Source organism: Peribacillus sp. NJ4 (assembly GCF_030348345.1).
GTDB lineage: Bacteria > Bacillota > Bacilli > Bacillales > DSM-1321 > Peribacillus.
Window position 1 is genome coordinate 3540835 of sequence record NZ_JAUCFQ010000001.1, and the last position, 22766, is coordinate 3563600.

At 37.3% G+C, this 22766-nt stretch carries 18 protein-coding genes, 3 pseudogenes and 2 riboswitches; of the genes and pseudogenes, 7 read left to right on the forward strand and 14 right to left on the reverse strand.

The features are described from left to right. Positions 1-478: 478 nt before the first annotated feature. From QUF94_RS17620 to QUF94_RS17655, 8 genes and pseudogenes are all read right to left on the reverse strand, one after another. Positions 479-886 (reverse strand): annotated as a pseudogene (locus QUF94_RS17620) (Tn3 family transposase); the annotation flags it as partial. A gap of 199 nt (positions 887-1085) precedes the next feature. Further along, positions 1086-1250, reverse strand: coding sequence for an aspartyl-phosphate phosphatase Spo0E family protein (locus QUF94_RS17625; protein ID WP_289316987.1), 165 nt, complete (start codon positions 1248-1250; stop codon positions 1086-1088). A gap of 235 nt (positions 1251-1485) precedes the next feature. Continuing rightward, positions 1486-2246: pseudogene (glyA, locus tag QUF94_RS17630) on the reverse strand (serine hydroxymethyltransferase); the annotation flags it as partial. Between the two features lie 15 nt (positions 2247-2261). Next, positions 2262-2361: riboswitch (glycine riboswitch) on the forward strand. A gap of 54 nt (positions 2362-2415) precedes the next feature. Further along, a riboswitch (glycine riboswitch) is annotated at positions 2416-2523 on the reverse strand. Between the two features lie 162 nt (positions 2524-2685). After that, positions 2686-3687 carry an agmatinase gene (speB, locus tag QUF94_RS17635; protein WP_289316988.1) on the reverse strand — a complete coding sequence of 334 codons (1002 nt, stop codon included), beginning with the start codon at positions 3685-3687 and terminating at the stop codon, positions 2686-2688. 428 nt (positions 3688-4115) lie between these two features. Next, a complete protein-coding gene (locus tag QUF94_RS17640) occupies positions 4116-5588 on the reverse strand; it encodes an aldehyde dehydrogenase family protein (RefSeq protein WP_289316989.1) in 1473 nt (490 codons plus the stop codon). Between the two features lie 269 nt (positions 5589-5857). Then, a complete protein-coding gene (locus QUF94_RS17645) occupies positions 5858-7036 on the reverse strand; it encodes an iron-containing alcohol dehydrogenase (RefSeq protein WP_289316990.1) in 1179 nt (392 codons plus the stop codon). 72 nt (positions 7037-7108) lie between these two features. Then, the gene (locus QUF94_RS17650) at positions 7109-8581 is read right to left on the reverse strand and encodes an aldehyde dehydrogenase family protein (RefSeq protein ID WP_289316991.1); all 1473 of its coding nucleotides are present in this window, start codon (positions 8579-8581) and stop codon (positions 7109-7111) included. Between the two features lie 142 nt (positions 8582-8723). Then, a complete protein-coding gene (locus QUF94_RS17655; protein ID WP_289316992.1) occupies positions 8724-10079 on the reverse strand; it encodes an APC family permease in 1356 nt (451 codons plus the stop codon). A 49-nt stretch (positions 10080-10128) separates the two neighbouring features. Here QUF94_RS17655 and QUF94_RS17660 point away from each other — a divergent pair, with 49 nt between their 5' ends. After that, a complete protein-coding gene (locus QUF94_RS17660) occupies positions 10129-11034 on the forward strand; it encodes a MerR family transcriptional regulator (protein ID WP_289316993.1) in 906 nt (301 codons plus the stop codon). Between the two features lie 982 nt (positions 11035-12016). Here QUF94_RS17660 and QUF94_RS17665 read toward each other — a convergent pair. Continuing rightward, a complete protein-coding gene (locus QUF94_RS17665) occupies positions 12017-12223 on the reverse strand; it encodes a hypothetical protein (protein WP_289316994.1) in 207 nt (68 codons plus the stop codon). Between the two features lie 305 nt (positions 12224-12528). Here QUF94_RS17665 and QUF94_RS17670 point away from each other — a divergent pair, with 305 nt between their 5' ends. Both QUF94_RS17670 and QUF94_RS17675 read left to right on the forward strand, forming a co-directional pair. Beyond that, positions 12529-13038, forward strand: a complete 510-nt coding sequence (locus QUF94_RS17670) for a DinB family protein (RefSeq protein WP_289316995.1) — start codon at positions 12529-12531, stop codon at positions 13036-13038. Between the two features lie 42 nt (positions 13039-13080). Then, positions 13081-13245 (forward strand): hypothetical protein, encoded by a 165-nt coding sequence (locus QUF94_RS17675; RefSeq protein ID WP_289316996.1) that lies wholly within the window; start codon positions 13081-13083, stop codon positions 13243-13245. Between the two features lie 221 nt (positions 13246-13466). Here the strand turns inward: QUF94_RS17675 and QUF94_RS28875 are convergent. Further along, positions 13467-13676: pseudogene (locus tag QUF94_RS28875) on the reverse strand (GntR family transcriptional regulator); the annotation flags it as partial. Positions 13677-14118: 442 nt separating this feature from the next. Here QUF94_RS28875 and QUF94_RS17680 point away from each other — a divergent pair. Both QUF94_RS17680 and QUF94_RS17685 read left to right on the forward strand, forming a co-directional pair. Then, positions 14119-15624, forward strand: coding sequence for a DHA2 family efflux MFS transporter permease subunit (locus QUF94_RS17680; RefSeq protein WP_289316997.1), 1506 nt, complete (start codon positions 14119-14121; stop codon positions 15622-15624). Between the two features lie 301 nt (positions 15625-15925). After that, complete coding sequence (locus QUF94_RS17685; RefSeq protein ID WP_289316998.1) at positions 15926-16507, forward strand: YitT family protein; 582 nt, start codon at positions 15926-15928, stop codon at positions 16505-16507. Positions 16508-16694: 187 nt separating this feature from the next. Here QUF94_RS17685 and QUF94_RS17690 read toward each other — a convergent pair whose 3' ends face one another. Next, positions 16695-16880, reverse strand: coding sequence for a DUF2512 family protein (locus QUF94_RS17690; protein WP_289316999.1), 186 nt, complete (start codon positions 16878-16880; stop codon positions 16695-16697). Positions 16881-17009: 129 nt separating this feature from the next. Between QUF94_RS17690 and QUF94_RS17695 the strand changes: the two genes are divergently transcribed. Beyond that, positions 17010-17342 (forward strand): hypothetical protein, encoded by a 333-nt coding sequence (locus QUF94_RS17695; protein ID WP_289317000.1) that lies wholly within the window; start codon positions 17010-17012, stop codon positions 17340-17342. A gap of 327 nt (positions 17343-17669) precedes the next feature. Further along, positions 17670-18068 carry a DoxX family protein gene (locus tag QUF94_RS17700; RefSeq protein ID WP_289317001.1) on the forward strand — a complete coding sequence of 133 codons (399 nt, stop codon included), beginning with the start codon at positions 17670-17672 and terminating at the stop codon, positions 18066-18068. A gap of 116 nt (positions 18069-18184) precedes the next feature. Here QUF94_RS17700 and QUF94_RS17705 read toward each other — a convergent pair whose 3' ends face one another. The 3 genes from QUF94_RS17705 to QUF94_RS17715 form a co-directional block, all read right to left on the reverse strand. Next, positions 18185-18823: a class D sortase gene (locus QUF94_RS17705; protein ID WP_289317002.1), complete on the reverse strand. Its 639-nt coding sequence runs from the start codon at positions 18821-18823 to the stop codon at positions 18185-18187. A gap of 1 nt (position 18824) precedes the next feature. Beyond that, on the reverse strand, positions 18825-20237 hold the full coding sequence (locus QUF94_RS17710; protein WP_289317003.1) for a processed acidic surface protein: 1413 nt from the start codon (positions 20235-20237) through the stop codon (positions 18825-18827). A gap of 882 nt (positions 20238-21119) precedes the next feature. Beyond that, positions 21120-22184 carry a sulfite oxidase gene (locus QUF94_RS17715; RefSeq protein WP_289317004.1) on the reverse strand — a complete coding sequence of 355 codons (1065 nt, stop codon included), beginning with the start codon at positions 22182-22184 and terminating at the stop codon, positions 21120-21122. Between the last annotated feature and the right edge of the window lie 582 nt (positions 22185-22766).

Below are 22766 nucleotides of genomic sequence, written 5' to 3' on the forward strand. Positions count from 1 at the left end.
ATCAGCTTTTATCTTCATAAGTATTAACAACAGTCCGCAAACAGGATCAAGTAAATGCAAGTCTATAAAAGAGAAATGTGAACAACTTTTATTCAAACATATCACCCTTTTACCTCTCTTTTTAGCTCGTCGTTAACAAAGCTCCCGGTTAGCTAAATAACTTTTCATGCAAAAAAACTCTCTTGATACAAGAGAGTTTTACATAGATTTTATTAAACAGATAGAATTATCAATGTGGCTATAAATAATAATTGTTTTGGGCGGAGTTTTCTGGAAGGTAAATTTTACTGGAATCATAAAATTATGACAGGGATTCCTTCTTTATAGCTTTAGGTTTAGGATGGCAGATATTTTAGGATATTGGCTCTGATCATGCCATTACTGTTAATAATGCAATAGATTAAAAATAATAAGTATTTTATCAATGATTGAAGGTGTTTCGTTCCGTCCCCTTGTTTCCCAAAGAGAATAGTTTTTGTGACTCCATGGCTTCTCCTTTGTTTAAGCCTTTTTGAATCTTTTTTCTTAAAAGTTCACTAGTAAGGTAATTAAGAATAAAAATAGTCTTTTCGATTCAACCCATTTCACGTAAAGCTGCAGCCAAACTGTTTTGCCTAGAGTTAGAGTCTATTTCCCCCTTAATAAGTGATGCTGAGATAGTACCTTCTTTTATAGAATGAGCTAATCGTAAAACACCTCATAATTTTCTTTAATAATTTTTATAGTTATTTGGCCACGTAAAATGGACCCTTAATTTGAATACCCGCTTGCTTTCTCTTATGAAAAAAGCTTTGAATCTGACAAATCTCTGATTCTTGGTGCAGCTAAAGCCCAATAGGTGAGTTAATCCAAAAATTTGATCTGTATAGCCAGCAATATCGGTGAATAGCCGGTTTGAAATAAAATAAATAATCGTTAAGTAACCATTTTAAAAGAACACAGTTAGTATATTCATACATTCTAATTCAATTAAAAAAATCCCTGTTATTCAACGGGGACAATGAAATAAGAGAGATATTTATTTGGTATTTGACACAAAAACTGTGACGGAAAGAGTGTAGGGAAAGATTTCGCAGAATAATGGATCAGTTGAATTTAATTATTTGATATTTATACAACCATTCATCTAACTCTTGACTAGTTTTAATCGTATCGGAATGAGAAAGTCCTTTTAACATTCCGATGACAATCAAACGGCCTTTCAAATAATTAATCTTAGTTTCTATTTCTGATAGTAATTTTGTGTTCATTACTTCGCCCCTGTTAATTTGTATAATTGTTCTAATGATACTGACGATTAACATTATAAATGAGTAGATGCTGTCTACTTGAGCGGGTTAAGTCTACTTTATATGTCTTCTTCAACTACACTACCTTTTCAATACCCCTTTAATTTATCCACCCTTTTCTTTTTAAAAAAACAAAAACAATCAATGTGATTATGCATATATCAAAAAGACTCTCTAATTCTATTCCCAAGCATTCAGCAACTGCTTTTGCTGCAATGATATGCATAAGTGGACCGCCTTGAATTCCTGGGAATACGGATTTATTAATCGCTTTGATAATTACTTCATCGTTCGTTAAAATGATGCCCCCCGCTGTCCTCTTAATGTTTGAGTGGTACTTGTCACAACATCTGCATATGGGATTGGGGATGGGTGAAGAACAGCCGCCACCAGCCCGGCTATATGAGCCATATCCACCATAAGTTTTGCTCCAACTCGATCGGCTATTTCTCTAAATCGAGCAAAATTAATCGTTCTTAGGTAGGTACTTATCCCTGCAATAATCAATTTAGGTTTTTCTTTCTTTGCTATTGCTTCCAACTCATCATAATCAATCAATTGGGTATCTTCTCTAACTCCATAAGAAACAACTTCAAACCATTTTCCTGAAACACTGACTGGACTTCCATGAGTTAAGTGGCCGCCATGTGAAAGGTTCATTCCCATCACTTTATCACCAGGTTGAAGCAGTGAGAAAAAACCGCGAAATTTGCTTGTGCACCTGAGTGAGGCTGAACATTTGCATATTTAGCTCCAAACAGCTTTGTTAAGCGATCGATTGCTGCTTGTTCTACCACATCGACAAATTCACATCCGCCATAATAACGTTTTCCTGGATAACCCTCTGCATATTTATGCCCATAGCTTCTAATACTCTTGGCTGACGAAGTATTCTGATGAAATCAACTCTAGTGTTTGATGTTGCCGTTTCCGTTCGTTTTCAATTGCTTCAAAAATAAAAGAACCACAATGGGACGCAACTCTGGAGAGCGCGTGTATAAAACGCCACCAAAGGGGAAGACTCTTTTCAGTATAGAGTTAAACTCTCAGGTAAAAGGACAGAGAAGGGAATGTTGCCATTACCCTTTTCTGTCCTTTTTTGCGTGCAAAAACAGGGACGTGATATGGAGTGGCAGCAGTTATCTAAACAGAACCTGAGAGATTTGTTCCAAGGGTTTTTTTGGAACTTGCTCCTTCGGTGGCTGTCTATATTGCACTCTCCCACAATCGTCATCCGCTATATATATTTGAACACTCTATATGTTTACTATTGAGAATTAATTCTATAATTGTTTTTTATGGAATCTCCTCTTTATTTATACATATTCAGGAAACTAAGAAAAGAAAAACGGTGGAAAGTCATTTTATATCAGCAAACGCTTTCAAATTTAATAGACTAATGCTTCTTTATGAAGTTCTGCTCTTGATGATCGCTGATTATAGCCTGGTTTTTCTCTTTTTCTTTCAAAACATAACTAAGCAAGTCTAATGAGAGACGCGCTGCTACTTGTCCAGTTATTCCAGCATGGTCGTAAGGAGTAGCTACTTCTACCATATCAAAACCGATTACTTCTCCTCTTTTTGCAATTCCATGGAGTAATTCATTGACTTCTTCATAAAGCAGACCTCCAGGAGAAGGTGTGCCTGTCGCAGGGGCGATCGATGGGTCGAGGCCATCAATGTCCATGGTAATATAATATTTTTCACCTGCTGGAATAAGTTCCAGAACCTGTTCAAATCCCATCTTTCTCATTTGGCGGGGAGACAAGATGACACTTCCGTATTCTCTGGCAGCAACGACATCTGCTTTTTTACTGCTGCTGATTCCACGAATGCCCAATTGGAAAATCTTTTGAACATGATTCATTTCCGATAAGCGGCGGATGCAGCTTCCATGTCCAACCCGCATTCCTGAACGGTGATCTGCCCAGTCTAAATGCGCATCAATCTGGATCACATGAAATGGCCCGAGTTCACCCAAGCCCTTTCCTACTGGAATTGTAATGGAATGATCTCCACCTAATACAACCGGCATTGCACCTTTTGAAACTATTTTTCGAATGGCTTCTTCCGTATTATCATGGGATTGCATCATATCCCCATGTACCATGTCCACATCGCCGCAATCAACGACTTTCCATTTCGGGCCAAGATACATGATATCATTTTCAATATCATAGGCACCATCTAACCCGAAACTATATAATGTAGAGCCTTCACGAATTCCCCTTGGACCCATTCTTGCGCCTGACTTCCATTGTGTTCCCATATCATTTGGAACTCCAATGACAGCAACATCTGCGTCTAACTGGTCTAAATCAGGACATACGGGATATTTCCCGAAAGTACAGATTCCGGTAAAAGGTAAATTAAGATGTTGTTTTTTATTATTCGACATGAACTTTTCCTCCCACTTGTATTACGTTCTTCGAAAATAATATAGATGCAAGCTTCATGCCATCCTATAAAACTAGGTAAAACTGAATAGTGTTATCAATAATGACTACCAGGAACCAACATATTTTCTGATTACTCGAAACTCCTTAGTAAACGCCACAGAGAAAGGAGCACAGGGAATATAAATTCATATCAGTAAAATATTATTCTTGTCTTATTTAGGTTTTAAATAAGACAAATCTTGATGAACTGGCTTTTTACTCGTAAAATAAACACTTAGGAATCTGTTCCAGCCCATCTTCAGAAATAATATTTGAAATTAAAATATTTGCGAATTTCAAAAAAATGCTTCCTCTATTATTAGTCATACATTTTTTCGAGGTGTGCATACTCACTCTCTTTTACTCATTTATCTCTACTTCTCAATTTTTAATGATCAAACCACTTGGTTGGCTCCACTTCTAGATTAATGTTGATTTGTTTTACCTCACTGAACTCATCTAAACCAAAAGTTCCTAATCCACGGCCAATTCCGCTCTGCTTATAGCCTCCCCACGGCGCTTCATTGTAGGCTAGATTATAGGCATTAATCCATGTAATTCCGGCTCTTATTTTCTTAATCACTCTTAAAGCCTTAGCACCATCTTGTGAAAATACACCAGCTGCGAGGCCATATGGCGTATCATTGGCAAGCTGGATGGCTTCCGCTTCGTCCTTAAACTTTTGAACGGTAAGGACTGGCCCGAATATTTCTTCCTGAACAATTCTCATGTCAGGTTTGGTATCGACAAATATCGTCGGCTCAACAAAATAACCATTTTCCAGCCCATCGCTTGTGATACGCTTGCCGCCACAGGCTAATTTCGCCCCTTCTTCTATGCCAAGTTGAATATATTTAAGTACCTCATTCATATGTTCTTCACTAACAAGTGCGCCCATTTCTGTAGAGGGTTTATCACCAGGACCGACTCGGATCTTTTTTGCTTTCTCTATCAGTCTATTGATAAACTCGTCGTGAATGCTCTCTTCAAGCAGCAAACGCGATCCTGCATTACAAACTTGACCGGCGTTTACAAAAATCCCATATAAAGCATAATCGACTGCTGTCTCAAAGTCTGCGTCGGCGAAAACGATGTTAGGTGACTTGCCGCCTAATTCGAGTGCAATGTTTTTAATATTTCCAGCTGCTGTTTTCATGATGCTTCTGCCCGTTGATGTGCTCCCAGTGAATGAAACCATATCGACTTTATCGCTTTCCGTTATTTCATTTCCTACGGTTCCTCCACCGCCCATCACTAGATTGGCAACACCATCTGGTATGCCAACTTCTTTGATAATCTCAAATAATTTGGTAGTGGTAACCGGAGTTACCCCTGCTGGTTTAAATACAATCGTATTTCCTGCTGCAAGGGCAGGGGCGATTTTCCAAGCTCCCGTCAGCAAAGGAAAATTCCACGGAGCTATCAGTCCGCATACCCCTACCGGCTCTCGAACAACCATGGCCTGTACTGGAGCGGAAACGGGATATGTTTGGCCATCCGGTTTTGTGACTAAACCGCCATAGTAGCGAAAACAATCTGCTGCGTCAGCAATGTCAAACTCTGACTCTTTAAGAGGTTTTCCGGTATTTGCTGTTTCAAGTTGGCTAAGCTCCGAGGCGTTTTCTTCAATCTTTTCCGCTATTTTAAATAAGTAGGCAGCCCGCTCAGAAGCCGGTAAGTCCGACCAAATCCCAGAATCAAATGCTAGTCGTGCTGCATCAATGGCCATCTTTGCATCTTCTGCATTTCCGCTGGGTGCCTCTGCAATGATCTTGCCGTTTGCAGGGTTTACAACATTACTCTTTTGTTTACTTAAAGAATCCATCCATTCACCGTTAATAAACATTTTCAACTTATGCAATTTGGAAAACCTCCAGTTCGTTATTCTTCCCTTTAGCAATCTCATATCCATAAATAGCTAATAATGATCTGTAACAGGTTTGGTCATACGCATGCTTTCTGTAAACCATGGTGGCCACCGAATTAAAACTCCTATCAAGCTGGCCACCAATTCAAAAAATTTTGTTCCACATTCATTTAGTATTGAGTCAATTTAGATCTTTCCTCTATAATTGAAGATTTTGAAATTAGCTCCTATATTTCCAGGTACCGTTTACATGATTATCAATCTTAAATTAATGTTGTGTTTTTCACTTCATAAGTGTTTTTAAATAATTCCAGATAATCTGCGCGTGTCAATTCCCGTGAATTAGTCTGTGTACACAAATGAACCGCTGCCCCTTCAGCTAGGAAAGGGAAATCTTCAGGTCTGACATTACTCAGATCTCGAAAGTTAGGAATGCCAATTTTTCTTGCAAGCTCTTTTAACAATACAACACCTTCATGGGCCGTTTCTTCAATTGTTTTACCTCCTCTATATGCTCCAAGCTTTGTAGCTACAATGGCATGCTTCTCGGGGTTTGATGGAATATTAAACTCAAACACATGTGGAAGAAATATGGAATTTGCAACTCCATGCGGAGTATCATAAAGACCTCCAAGTGGTTCAGCCATAGCATGTACGGCACCAAGATCCGAGTTATCAAATGCTATACCTGCAATTAAACTGGCTACGAGCATATTTTTCCGTGCCTCTAAGTTATTGCCATTTTCCACAGCTAAAGGAAGATACTTAGCAATTAATTCAATTGCATAAAGGCTGAGAGCATCTGAAATTGGTTCGGCAACATTGCAAGTATAAGCTTCTATAGCATGTGTAAGTGCATCCATTCCTGTAGCAGCAGTTATAGATTTCGGAAGAGTTAGAGTTAATTCAGGATCCAAAATTGCCAATTTTGGAGCCAATTTAATATCAAGTATAGCCTCTTTTTGTTTTGTAACTGTATCTGTAATAACAGAGCCTGTTGTAACCTCACTACCAGTACCTGAAGTTGTGGGGATACATATGAGTGGAGTTATTTCTCGCTCTAGTAAATTTACACCGTAACGATTTTTAAGTTCTCCTCCATGTGTTAAAAGTGTACCGATTGCTTTTGCTGAATCCATTGAACTGCCGCCCCCAAGACCAATCAATAGATCTATTTTCTCGTCTTTAAATTGTTGATAGGCTCTTTGGCAGTCTACATCTTTCGGATTAGGAGTGATATTATCAAAGACAATATAATTGACCCCTTCTTGATCTAACGAATTTGTAACCTTTTGTAAAATCCCAGTTTGCGCCAGTCCCTTATCAGTAATAAGAAGAGCCTTTTTTCCACCTAGCTCTTTTGCCCTTTTCCCAATATTTTTAACTTTTCCGTTCCCGAACTCTATAGATGTAGGTAGATTGAAATTAAAATCCCATAGCATAATTAATTTCCCCCTTCAATTTTTCAAATAGCGTAAATATCGGACAATGATTCACTCTCTACTTATCAATTTTTAATGATCAAACCACTTGGTTGGCTCCACTTCTAGATTAATGTTGATTTGTTTTACCTCACTGAACTCTTCTAAACCAAAAGTTCCTAATCCACGGCCAATTCCGCTCTGCTTATAGCCTCCCCACGGGGCTTCATTGTAGGCAAGATTATAGGCATTAATCCATGTAATTCCGGCTCTTATTTTCTTAATCACTCTTAAAGCCTTCGCACCATCTTGTGTAAATACACCTGCTGCGAGGCCATATCGCGTATCATTGGCAATCTGGATGGCTTCCACTTCGTCCTTAAACTTTTGAACGGTAAGGACTGGCCCGAATATTTCTTCCTGAACAATTCTCATGTCAGGTTTGGTATCGACAAATATCGTCGGCTCAACAAAATAACCATTTTCCAGCCCATTGCTTGTGATACGCTTGCCGCCGCAGGCTAATTTTGCCCCTTCTTCTATGCCAAGTTGAATATATTTAAGTACCTTATTCATATGTTCTTCACTGACAAGGGCGCCCATTTCTGTAGACGGTTTATCACCAGGGCCGACTCGGATCTTTTTCGCTTTCTCTATCAGTCTATTGATGAACTTGTCGTGAATGCTCTCTTCAAGCAGCAACCGCGACCCTGCATTACAAATTTGACCGGCGTTTACAAAAATCCCATATAAAGCATAATCCACCGCTGTCTCAAAGTCTGCGTCGGCGAAAATGATATTAGGTGACTTGCCGCCTAGTTCAAGTGCAATGTTCTTAATATTTCCAGCCGCTGTTTTCATGATGCTTCTGCCCGTTGATGTGCTCCCAGTGAATGAAACCATATCGACTTTATCACTTTCCGCTATTTCATTTCCTACGGTTTCCCCAACACCCATCACGAGATTGGCAACGCCATCTGGTATGCCAACCTCTTTAATAATCTCAAATAATTTAACAGTGGTATTCGGCGTTACCTCGGATGGTTTAAACACCAATGTATTTCCTGCCGCAAGGGCAGGGGCGATTTTCCAAGCTCCCGTCAGCAAAGGGAAATTCCACGGAGCTATCAGCCCGCAAACCCCTACCGGCTCTCGAACAACCATCGCCTGTACTGGAGCGGAAACGGGAAATGTTTGGCCATCCGGTTTTGTGACTAAACCGGCGTAATAACGAAAACAATCCGCTGCGTCAGCAATGTCATACTCCGACTCTTTAAGAGGTTTTCCGGTATTTGCTGTTTCAAGTTGGCTAAGCTCCGAGGCGTTTTCTTCAATCTTTTCCGCTATTTTAAATAAGTAGGAAGCCCGCTCCGAAGCCGGTAAGTCCGACCAAATCCCAGAATCAAATGCTAGTCGTGCTGCATCAATGGCCATCTTGGCATCTTCTGCATTTCCGCTGGGTGCCTCTGCAATGATCTCACCGTTTGCGGGGTTTACAACATTACTCTTCTGTTTACTTAAAGAATCCATCCACTCACCGTTTATAAACATTTTCAACTTATGCAATTTGATAAAACCCCCAGTTCATTATTCTTACTTTAGAGATCTTACATTCAGAAATAGATAGCGCTTTCATTTTTCTGTGTTTTCAATGTATTCACACCTCCTTAAGTTACTTATACTTACACCTTTTTAGCGGAATAACAGATTATATTTCCTCTACCTTTTGAGGGATTATCTCTTCTTCAAAATGAAACTCAGGAAGGGGATTGTGAAAAAATTTTGTCATATAAAGAAGATATGCTAAGCCACATACCACCCAGATGCCTCCAAGGATCAATGCCTCCATTTCTAGATGTGACCATAACCACATAGTAAATGCTGCGCCCATGAGCGGTAAAAATAAATAACTTATGCAGTCGTTAAAAGAACGTTTCTGATTTCTTATAAAATAATGGGCGATGACAGAAAGATTAACTGATGTAAAAGCAATGAGCCCTCCAAAATTGATAAACTTGATGACTTGCTCCAGAGTTAATACGACACCTAGTAAAGAAATTATACCTATCACGATAATACCGTGTGACGGTGTTTTAAATTTGGGATGAATATAACCAAATTGTTTAGGCAATACAGAATCCCGGCCCATTGCATATAACACACGTGATGCGCTTGTAATTGAAGCAACTCCTGAAGAAAAGTTACCAATAATTACTGCAGTTATAAATAATGATTTGAATAGGTTTCCTCCAACTAGGATAGCGATTTCCATGGCTGCTGAATCAGTGTTTTCAAATGAAAAACCCGGATAGACCAATTGTGCTAAGTAGGAAGAGCCAATATACAAAACTCCTATAAACAGCAACATTATGATAATAGCTCTTGGGATAGTTTTTTCAGGATTGATTGTTTCCTCTGACAAGGTAGTAAGTGAGTCAAAACCAAGAAAACTAAAACAAAGAATTGAAGATCCTGCTAAGATTACTGAAAAGGGAACCTCTGAATTGAAGAATGGTTTACTCGAGAAAAGAGTGCCTGTCCCTACTCCATCTAATAAATTTTTGACGGTTAATATCCAGAAAAAACAAACGAAAATGATTTGAGCAATAACGAAAATTTTACTTGCGGATGCTGATGTCTTTACCCCTAGTATGCTCGGTACAACTATGATAGTAGTTAAAAGAATAATCCACACAAAATGTGGAATCCCTGGAAACACTGCACTTAAAAAGACAGTGGACATCAAACACGTCACCATAGGCGTTAACATATAATCAAGCAAAATTGTCCAACCAACAACAAACCCAACTTTAGGATTAATAGATTTTTGGGTAAATGTATAGGCTGAACCAGAGATAGGGTATGCCTTTGCCATCTTTCCATAGCTGAGCGCTGTAAAAAATATTGCTAGAAATGCAATACTATAAGCACCCGTAATTACACCATGTGAGGTTACGCTAGCTATTCCATAGGTATTAAAAAATACCATGGGGTTATTCCAAGCAATCCCTAAAAAAACAACCTGTGATAAAGTAAGTGTTCTAGCAAGTTTTTTCCGTTTCATAATCAGCTCCCCCACATTTTTAAAGAATACTCAGAAGATTTCAATAATTGTGTATTTTGATTATAAAGGTTGTTGTAACACAAAGGTCAACACCTGTATTATATTTTTTAAGGGGGCGATTTATCTGAAAGAAAAATTAACTATTGGTGAGATGGCTAAGTTACGAGGGATGACTACGGAGACCTTGCGCCATTATGATCGGATTAATTTATTCAAGCCGAAATATATCGATTCACATTCGGGATATCGCTACTATTCTATTTTCCAGTACGAGGTTTTAGGAACCATTAAAGAATTACGGCAACTTGGAATGAGTACGGACGAAATAAAGGATTATTTCAATGAACGTAATTTCCGTAAGTCTTTAGACATTCTTAAAGTTAAGCACGCAGAACTTGTTTCAAAGCTTAATGAATTAACCGACTTGGAAGAAAATATCCAGAAAAAGATTGTATATTTGGATCATATATCAAGAGAAAAAGAACTACAAACGGTCATGTTGCACAACATAGAACGCAGAAAATTAATTACATTGAATGAAAAAATCAATAATAATATAGAGCTCTGTTATGGAGTTATAAGGCTAGAAAATATGCTTGCAGAAAAGTCACCGATTCTGGCTAGTAACAGACTAGGAATTCTCATCCAGGAAGCAGATCTTAAATCTAAACGTTTTGAAGAACCATCAGTCATTTTTGTTGTGGCAAAAAGTAAAGAAAAAATACCAAAGCAATACCAAAAAATCATTCCTGCTGGGTTGTTTGCGTGTATCCGTTATAATGGAGAATTATTATGGAACCGAAGTGAAAGCTTGAGTAAAATAATTGATTATCTTGATGAAGGTGGTTATCAAATTATCGGCGATGCGCTGCAAATTATGCATGTTGATATTACAATCACTGATAAACCAAACGAGATTACCTTTGAAATTCAAGTTCCCGTTCAAAAAGTCTGACCTATATGCGCAGGACAAATGTTTATGTATGGTTTAGACGAAAGATATAGTAGAAGTTTTGATATGAAATTGAACTAGCTAATGGCTAGTTCTTTTTTTATAAGAGATGCTGATGAAATAAACAATTAAATGAGAATCTTAACTCTTCGTTTTATAAAATTCACATATTACACTAATGTTTAATAGGATTATTTTATTAATTTATATACGGTGTCCTGCCACATCCGCCATCAAGCTAAGTAAGAGAGAATATAAAAATGTGTTCTCTTTAATTTGCAATGGTAACACCAAAAATGCGCATGAAAAAAACATCAAACAGGTTAAAAAAAATACAAAATACTAAAATATAAAAGACCGTTTTCTTGTTATAACGATGACATTTCCTTCCCCTTTTTTCTCCAAAGGTGAGACAGACGGAGTCTACTTCGAATGGTTCATTTATAGTACCAATTTGCAATGGCGCAGCAGGTATTGGATTTATTTGCTAAACAGAGTTTTTATACGGTAAGCGTATTGGTGAACCTTTTCTCTCCTCGTTTACTCAATATGGGAAGCTCATCGGAAAATAAATGGATGAATCCGACCTGCCCCGTCCAAGATAGGGAGTATTTTTATAGAATTCCTAAGCATATAAACGAGAGAGAAATTCTACGCTTTTACACAATTTCTGATGAAGAATTGCAACTAAGATAATCACAATGGACATTTTCGGAAGTATGCAACTAATAAGAACTTATGTATTTAAAGCCTCTAAGTTAGCAATACTTTATTTCAGGCTCTAGAGATGTTGAAAGAAATGGGGTTAATAAAGAAGTACAAAATATAAGGACTTTTAAGAGGATCTTTTACTCCAAATCTCACTGTATACAATTTGAATCACAATGAAATAAATTTGAAACGTTTTTTTGGTCTCTTTGTAAAGTTCAAATTCCCAGATTCACCTCTCTTACTCCAAATAAAAAGCATCCCCGAAAGGATGCACTTACATTGATTCATAGTTTTTAATTTCAAATTCGTTCTCAGGCCGATTAATCGACTTTCCCAATTTTTTAATAAGCTCCTGGTAATCCTTAGTATCATTAGGATCTATACCTTCTCTGACGTTCAGTATCTCGTATCGGTCATACTTCTCTGGAATAAGTTTTCCGTCAGCATGGATATAAAGCCTATATTTAATTCTCAGATTCATATTACCATCTCCTTTACTATCAGTTCGATATAAGGAGCTAATTTCCTGCAAGAAATAATACCTATATATGGCAAAAATTATTCGTTTTTATAATCAGAATGCTTGTAGCTCGTATTATCTCTTTTCTAAACATGTATATTCGCGATTTCAGCAGGGGGGAAGTATGAAGTAACTTCATCCCCTTACCTAAGGATTGTTGTATATAAAATAGAAAAACCAGATTAATATACTTTCACCTGAATTTTTTTTGTTATTCAGGCATAAATTGTTCAATACGAAAAAAAAGAGAAGTGGAGGTTTTTTATATGACACACCCCGAACCAGTTTTAAAAATGTACAACTACCACGTGTGGGCAAATGGCGTTATCATTGATCGTTTAAAAGAACTTCCACAGCACATTTATCACAAGGATATTCAGAGTGGTTTTTCTTCGGTATCAAAAGTATTGTCTCACATTTATCTCACAGATTACGCTTGGTTTGACATTATCTCAGGTAATAGTATGAATGAAGCAATGGCGGCTTCTGATCAATTAAAAGAAGTGGTGGAAAAGAAAAGTATTGAGGAAATGAAAAAAATATTCCTAGACTTATCTGAAAGAAACAAAGCACTTCTGAACAGTCAAGAAGATATGGATAAGGTAATTGTGGTGGATAACCCGTATGCAGGTTTGCTTGAAACTTCCATTTCCGAGTCGGTATTACACGTTGTCACTCACGGATCATATCATCGAGGCAATATAGCTACCATGTTGCGGCAAATGGGGCACACTTCCGTTATGCAAGATTTTGGGCTTTACCTTTATTCAAAATAGCACGCCAAACTATAAACCATTATCCTATAGGGGGATGTATCGATGGATGAACTAGTTGGCTCTTGTGTGCACTGTGGTCACGATGTATATTGCACGGCTGGTTTTCTGAACGGTATTCTGTTAGATAACAAGAAAATCTTATGTTTTAATTGTAAGGAAATGTTAAATCCATTGATTGAAGCAGAAAGGTCCGGGGAGCAACTTTGAATAATCCATTTTCCGATTTGCAGGACCCAAATAAAATTAGAAGTTTTACTAAGTGAATAGTATGTGGGAAATGTGTAATCGCGCTTTTTAGTAAACCGGACAAAGTTCTTATATATAATTGAGCATTGTTTGAAATTGTTGATTAGTGGATACCCGTTTTGAGTTGAATCCCACCTTTTTTATAAGGCTACAAATAGGTCATGCCAATGATTTGGCATGACCTATTTTGCCCGATGAACGGTCAGATTGACCTTGTTGGTTTCACACATAAAGGTTGAGAGATGTACTGGTTGGTCGTTTGCATCGAAAGCAATCTTTAATATTCTAAATAGATTAGCGCCAATATCACATTCTAAAAATTTAGCATAGTTTTTTGTACCAATCACGTCTATAATTTTATCGTTACTAACTATTTCCGTATGGTAATCTTCCAAAATGCGTTAAAAGGCATGATTTTAATCACGCCTTCTTACCAATTAATTATTTTTCAGTAAATATGTTAGAATGTGTTTAGATTGATTGAAATAATTCTTTTGATTCGTTTACCATGACTTTGCCCGAATTGAACGGACTTTTAAATGAGCTTTCGAACCGTTACTGCAGCGAAATAAAAATCGTATCACTCCTCTGATTTATCACCTTTATTTCCTGATATTTTCTTAACAACATCCAAAAGAATACACCCTTAAATATTGTCCCTGTGAGTTGTGAAAAAAAGAAAAAACACCTTCAAAAGCCGTAATGGAGGTTATACACCTTAAGATGGTGTATATTGGTTGTAAAACTTAGTGAAGTCGCATTAGCGTCTAATACTTGAAAATATAGCAGGAAATACAATATGTACTAACTCAACAAAAAGGACGTGCCATAATAATGAATCACGATAAAACAGCAATCACTAAAGTTCGTACAGGCCCCATGTTTGCAGTGATGCTGGCTGGTGCTCTCGTCGCTTTCTTAAATCAGACTCTAATCAATATCGCATTGCCACAATTAATGAATCATTTTGAAATATCAGCTGCAACAGCTAATTGGCTTACAACTATCTTTTTACTGGTCAATGGGATTGTCATACCGATTACAGCTTTCTTAATGGAACGATTCAACACAAGGCAATTATATCTTGCTTCGATGGGACTCTTTGCTTTAGGAACTTTTCTATGTGGAGTTGCCCCTAGCTTCTCCGTCTTATTGATCGGACGTGTGGTTCAAGCTGCAGGTGCAGGGATTTTATTCCCTTTGATTACAAATGTAATTTTCACTTTATTCCCTCCTAACAGACGCGGTTTCGCAATGGGTATATTTGGTATCGCCATGAATTTTGCACCAGCCGTGGGACCGACGTTATCAGGATGGATCATACAAAACTATTCCTGGCGGGTTCTGTTTTTCATCATTTTCCCATTTGCCCTTCTTGACTTCATATTTGCAATTTTCATCATTAAAAAAGTAGGGAATACTAGCAGACCCAAACTCGATAAAACGGGTGTAATTCTATCCACTATCGGATTTGGCGGAGTTCTATACGGATTTGCTACAGGCGGTACCAAGGGCTGGGGCAGTTTCGAAGTCCTGACAATGTTCCTTGTTGGAGGAATCAGTTTAGCTTTATTTGTCTGGAGGCAATTTACTGTAAAGCATCCTATTCTGGAATTTAGAATTTTTCGTTACCGGATGTTCACATTAACGACAATCATCAACATCATCGCGACTATGGGTATGTTCTCTGGAATGATCATCATGCCAATCTATATGCAGAATATCCGTGGGTTCACTCCGATGGAATCCGGTCTCATGCTATTGCCTGGCGGTATTTTAATGGGAATCATGTCTCCTATCACAGGTAAGCTGTTTGATCGATTTGGTGCGAGATGGCTTGCGGTAAGCGGACTTGCCATCACTATCATTACAACCTATCTTTTAACACGGCTTGAAACAGATACGTCTTATTCTTATGTGGTGTGGGTATATACCATTAGAATGTTCGGCATGTCGATACTGATGATGCCTATCTTCACAGCTGGATTAAATGAATTGGCACTTAGCCTGAATAAATATGGAACAGCCATGGTCAATACGTTGAGAATGGTGGCAGGTGCCGTTGGCATGGCATTTTTTGTGTCTGTCATGACAAATCAGGGAACGAAACATGTACAGGAAATTTTAACTCAAAGAAACATATCACCAGAAAATACATCTCAAATGACCATGGCCATTAAACAAGGAAGCGTAATGGGAGTAGATGATGCATTCATGATAGCTACATGGTTAACCATAGTTGCGTTCATACTGGCCTTTTTCATACGGCGAACTTCACCACAAGAAGATACCATCACAAATCGTCTATCAAAAAAAATCAGCTTGAATAAGCAAAGTTAAACCTAACCTAGTTTCCAAGGTTTAATAAATCCTCTTATTTACGGACTTGCCCCATTAAGACATATAATTACTGAATAAGGGACACTTTTTATGAGTGTCTCTTATTTTTGCCCTGATTACATGGCCTCAAGGAGACGGCCTTTATTTTAATCCTGCTGAACTCAGCAAAATTTCAGCATATCATCTGAAAAACAAAGCCAACAATATACAAATAGCAATCGTAATTTCCAATCAGCCAAGTATATATTTAAATTCCTCTCATATATTTTAAGATAATGATTTGGACAAGGGGAATATTTTTATGAAAAAGTTTGTTACTCTGCTTTTTTCAAGTTTTTGCATTGGAATTGGTCTTAACCTGTTTATAATCCCCATTCATCTATTAAATGGCGGGATATTTGGAATAAGTTTGTTAATCAAATATGTTTGGGGTATTCAGATTGGGCATACCATGATCATAATCAACATTCCCATATACCTTCTATCTCTTCTATACGATAAGTCTTATTTCTTTAATGCCCTACTTGGGTTAGCTTTTACTTCAACCATTATTGATTGGCTAACACCGTTAAACGGTTTGGTTCATCTACCGATTATAACGAGTGCCATTATCGGTGGAATGACGATTGGGATTGGTGTTGGTTTTATGCTGAGACAAAATATTAGCCCCGGTGGAGTGGATTTGCTAGCACTATTAATCTCAAAATCCACAGCAACTAATCCTGGAATAGTTATTTTTATTATTGATTCACTAATAGTAATTGCGGGAATTATTATATTGAAAGACTTAAAGTTAATGTATTCCATCCTCACGATTTCCTGTGTCGGGATATGCGTCATTTTAATCAATTCTTTTAAGTCAATAAATTTTTTTATAAGATAAGCCATACCTACAAGTGCTGCAACAGGGCCAAATACAATGTTCGCAATGTTACACTATTCATATCTGCCAACACTTTCAGGGATAAAAGCAGCAAAGCTAATCATGGAACATTCTTAAAATAACATCAAAAAGGCAGTGGTTAAATTAGCCACTGCCTTTTACAATAAAGAAAACTCCGAAATCACCTTCAAGCGGTGGAATTTTCGACTTTCCCTGATGTAATTAAAAATCTGTGAGTAAAGTATTCTATTACACCAAATAATAATCCTACAATAATTGCTCCTATGAAAGTGATGGAAGCATTCCATAAAAGATTAGAAAGAATATACACAATCAAAAAGGTAGCTACAAAATCCGCTCCAACACTTATCATTTTGATTCACTCTCTAGATAAGGGTGTAATTGCTTTACTTCATGTTTACTGGTTTATGCAACCCTCACTAGATTGAAGAAATTTGCGACACTCCTGCCAAATAACTGGAGACGCTTGCGGCGAGGAGGCTTGGCAGACAGTCGCACGTTTGTGATTTCGCGCTGTTTACTCGTGAGTTTGAGCTATTTACTTGTAAATTCAGCATGTTTACTCGTGAATTTTACTATTTTACTCGTGAATTCGTGCTGCACCCGTGATTTCGCACTTTTACTCGTGATTTCGCGCTGTTTACTCGTGAGTTTGAGCTATTTACTCGTGAATTCAGCATGTTTACTCGTGAATTTTACTATTTTACTCGTGAATTTTGGCTATTTACTCGTGAATTCAGCATGTTTACTCGTGAATTCGTGCTGCAACCGTGATTTCGCACTTTTACTCGTGAGTTGGGCTATTTACTCGTGAATTCAGCATGTTTACTCGTGAATTCGTGCTGCACCCCTGATTTCGCGCTGTTTACTCGTGAATTTTACTATTTTACTCGTGAATTCGTGCTGCACCCATAATATAGGCTGTTCACTCGTGGGTGCGGATTTCTGAAATCAACTGAAACGTTTTAAATGAAAAAAACTGCAGGCAAACTCGTTTTTCTTCGAGTTAGCCTACATTCAAGCGATTCTTAAAGAATCGCGTCACGACTGTTGAAGTTCAATAATTTTTTATAGAATGCATTAATAAAAGGGAAGTGGAATATGATTAAAATGTCAATCTAAGGGAGGGAATGAATAATAAATGAAAAAAATAAATATTATATACTGGATTTTCACAGGGCTTTTGGCGGCATTAATGGTTTTAGGTTCCATTCCGGATATAATGTCTGTTTCCGATGCAGTCGCTTTATTTAATCATTTAGGTTATCCTACCTACCTTCTACCCTTTCTTGGTATTGCCAAATTATTAGGTGTCGTGGCGATACTTATTCCTGGTTTTCCGAGAATTAAGGAATGGGCCTATGCCGGTTTTGTATTTGATTTGACTGGTGCTATGTATTCAAGCATATCAGTGGGCGACCCTGCCAGTGAATGGCTTCTATTCATTATTGGATATATTTTGATTGCCGGCTCTTATATTTTCCATCACAAAAAAGTAAAATCCGCTTCATTAAGTAATAAGAATAGCGTAACAGTATAATAAATTGGCAACCACCTACACATTTAAGGAGAATTGGATACTAAAAGAGTCCCAATAAGATTTACTTTATTGGGACTCTTGCTTATATTTCAGAACATTAGGTGTTATAAAAAATCTTAACTTACTGTTTTTGAAGACAAATAAGCGACAAGTATATAGCGTTCAGGTGCAGATCCGATAAAATCAAAGGGATAGCAGGTACTGACGGTTAGCGTTGCTCTTGGTTTTGGTACGATTACGGTTCGATCATCCTCATCCACAATTCGAACTTTGTTGACTTTGTATGTGAACTCTCCTGCAGATGTTCTTACAATCAACAAATCTCCCTCGCCTACTTGCCCGAGTTTACGGAATACCGTATCTCTATGACCGGAAAGAACGGAATTGTCATTTTCACCTGGTAGCACACTTTCTGCAAAGTGACCAACGCCTTTCTCCAATTCATCCTCATTTGTTCCATGAAAAATAGGTAGTTTCGCTTTTAATTTTGGGATATAGAGTTCCCCAATTTCTTCACCTGTTTTAGGCCGGACAGGATAAAGCTCCTTCGTTGTTGCTTTCTTACTTGGTGGTTTCTGCACTGTTTCTGTTTCTGTTTCTGCTTCTTTTACTTGGCTACTTGGAGCGTGAGTCTTGTAAAGAAAGTATCCTTTTGCAAACTTATACATATTAGTTGTGGAGAACCAAACCCCAAATAAAATGATAACAATAGAACAAGCAAGCAGAAGCAACCGCTTTTTTTTAAATTGTTTCATATTAAGCTTTCCTGATTTTTCGATACATCAAGCTTCCGAACAAGACAATGAACAGTCCTAAAAGGGCATTAGGGATATAATCGGAAGCAGTGTTTGGAAGTTTAGCCCCTTTTACCGTTTGATGTTCCGAATTCTTATGAGTGCTGATGATCTTTTGTTTAACTGGTTTAGCAACTGGTGCCTTTTCAATCGTCTTTGTCACTTCTTTAGCAGATTCCTTTATTTGTTGGCCTGCATTAGTAACAGTGTTAGAATCGACCATATCACCCGTAATCAAAAGATCGGCTAAGAACTTCCCGTCAGTTGTGTATATCGCTATTTTCAGGTTAGCACCCTTCAACTCTTCCAATTTCATTAAATCCAAAAGGGATACAGGTGATTCCGTGCCACTTTTCACAAGGGAATAGGATACTTTTAGCTTAAAGATGGAAAGTAATTCTTCATAGATAGATGCCATTTCAGCTATCTGTTCTGCTGTAAGCTCAGTTGCTACTTCAAATTCCTCAAAAGCCATCATGCGGTTGCCCAATTCTTCAAGTCGCTCGACTGTTGCCGGATCGGAAAGATGCTCTTCCAAAGACATTAAATGGTCTTCAAGTCGCAATAGTTCCTCTTCCGTAAGACCGAGTTCTTCTTCGAAAATAGGAAGCAGATCCTCGACAACTTCACCTTCCAACTCCCCACCAGTAAGGGTCCAAACAGTTTCCTCAAGATTATCTATGTAAATATAATCGTTAATATCTTCACCATTTTCTTCTAACATTTGTAGAAGGGATCGTTTATCCAGTCCATAATTCTCATTAAAATAATCTAAGTTGCTTAGGTCTGCCTTTATGACGTCACCTAAGAATTCGCTAAGCTCTTCGACAGACTCAAATTCTTCCATGCTAAAATCATATAAGTCTAATGACGCTTCAATGTTTTCTTTTGTTACTTCGAAGCCTCTTTCCTTGCTAACCCTGGCTAAATATTTGACTAATTCCTGGTCAAAGTTTGGATCGCGTTCAAAATCTCCCTCTTCTGCATAGAAATATACAGCTTCATCAAGGTTCCAGATAAAGATATAATCGTCAAGTTCTTCGCCATTTTCGTGTAATAGTTTAATTAGGCCTTCATGGGTTAGGTTATTATCCTCATAAATGGCATCTAAATTACTTAAATCCGCTTTAATAACTTCGCCTAAAGCATCTTTTAGATCATCAATAGATTGAAAGTCTTCAATACCCTCATCGTAATAAGAAAGAGAATTTTCAATATCATCCTTCGTCACTTCAAAGCCCCTTACATGGCTTACCTCTTTTAAATACTTTGTAAGTTCTTGCTCAAAATTATTGCTTTGAGCTGCCGATGTTAATTGTGGGAATAAGCTAATTAACAACGTAATTGAAAGTAAAATGGTCAACAGTTTTTTCATACTTTTCTCCTATTCATAACATTTCTATGTTTCTAGAAAATTATATAGGAATAACCATAACTTAACAACGAGGTTATTTTTCCCAAAAGGAGAAAAATGATATTTTTCTTACTTTGCCAACTAACTTTTAATAAGCATTTACCTCAAAACAAACTGCTTAAAATTACGGGAGATTGATTAATTCTCTTATTGAGCAAAACAACTAATAGTATTAACATTTTTCAAAAAGAGCAATTAGCTCGATTATACTAAAATGTTCAAAGCGCTTTTTTGATTATTCATGAATAAGTCAGTTAAAGGTTAGACATAAAATATAAGACCGTAATATTACAAAAAGAACCTTTATATAAGAGGGCTTCAGACTGTAGACAAACTCGAAGAAGAGCGAGTTTGCCTACAGTCTTTTTACGGCTTGTACAATTTGAACGTTGTTTGAACGTAATGCATTCGCTTTCCGCGGGCGGTCCTGGAGCCTCTTCGTCTTGAGCCTGCGGGGTCTTCCCTAGACGCGCTTTTCCCGCAGAAGTCTTGCGCCTTCCTCTCCAATCACCTTTGTTATAAATTTTGATAGAAACCATATCTGTGGAGTTGAAGGTGTTGCTTTTAATCAGTTGGTACGGGAACATCACTTGATGAAAGATGCGTTTTCAGGGCCCTTTCTCCTACGCTCCCATGCTGGTTCAAGCTGAGGACAATACGCCCTCCCCTTTTGTCTACAAACTGGATACTCTATATAAGAGGGCTTACCAGGGTGAGCAATAATTTCCGAGAGTTGCACAATCAAATTATATCCATTCAATTCCTGAATATATTCATCTATTTTGTTATGAAGCAAACATTTTGAAAGTTGTTTTACCAGATTTCTTCAAAATAAATTTCTATTTATTCTACCTTAACCTGAATTTTATCAATCGCATTATGCCCATAACCCTTTTCATTCCAAAAAGGTAATAAAGGTTGAATTTGACCAAATGAATCTGTTGCTCTAGATATTATCGTATATTCACCTTTTTCTAATATAGTCCATTCAAATGACCAAGTAACCCATCCATAACCTACATTCTTACCAAGTGAAATATCGGCGTTTCTCCATGTATTTCCACCATCAATACTTATTTCCAGCTTTGTAATAACTCCTTTACCTGTCCATGCAATCCCTTTTATTGAATGCTTACCAGTATTTAAAATTTCCATATCCAGCGGTTTTTGTATAGTCGAATTTATATTTATCGTAGTGACTGGAAATGCATCTAGGTCATTGTCCTTATTTGGATAATACATGTAATCAATTGTTTGAAAAGGGCCAGTAAAATTAGAATTAATAACACTTATTTGTTTTATCCATTTAACAGATGCCATTGCATACCACTGCGGAACTATTAACCTCAGTGGATAACCATGTTTAAAAGGAATTGGCTGGTTATTATACTCATATGCAATAATCGTATCCGGGTGCAGTGCTTTCTCGATAGGCAAACTCCTAGTGTAGGTGTAAACCTCATCTAGATCGGTTCTGCTTCCATAATCATAACCCTCCACGACAACTTCTTTTGCCCCTTCTCCAATTCCAGATAGTTCAAGTAAGGTCCGTAAGGGTACACCCCTCCAAATGCCTTGGCTAATTGCTCCCTTTCCCCATTGTTCTCCAAAAGTTTTAGGTTCGAAGAGATTACGCTTGTCTCCCGAACATTCAAGGACAACTTCCACCGTTTTTGAGGGGTATTGAAGAATGTCTTGTATAGACAGTAGTAATGGAGCTGAAACTAGCCCAGTTATGGGGAGCCAATAGTTTGAATAGGAAAGAGTCGGATATGAAAAGTGGTTCCTTCTATAAAATAATTGATTTTCCATACTATCATCATTGATGAATTGAATGGGTGTCTCCTGATTTTCCGGTAGCAAACTACGTGTCGTTAAATAGGGTTTCACTTTACGATGTTTTGTCATAATTCCCTCCTAATTAGATTGAATCATAATAGATGTATACGTTCAGTAGAGTCCAATTAGGTTATTTGATTAAAATTCCTTTATTCGTAATCATTTATTTGGAGCTTCGAAAGCTTTACTCCCCATTTACAAGCTTTTTTATTAAATATATTATTTAAGGTCATTTCAAAATTTTTATTAATTACAGAATGAGTCTTAGGGCCATGACAAGGCCAGTTTTATATCGGCTATTTAACAATGCGCCAAATTATCTAAAAAGTTATTGTAAGTATATTTTTTATTTGAATAATTATAATTGGAATAACTGGCATAATCGGGAAGAACGGCAGCGGTGTAGGTTTCCCTATCATATTTTTAGTAGGAGTGTTTCAAATGGATAGTACTATACAATCATCTTTTGATAATTTACTGTCTCAAGATAAGGACTTACAATACTAAGCCTACAATCATATTCTTGATACTACTAAAGAGAGGTGAACTGGGCTTATGACGTATGGGATCAATTGAAGCTGGATTTGTTTGCGATAGTCGAAATTGTCATGAACATAATGCTTGTTCATTACTTTAAGAAGATTTATAACT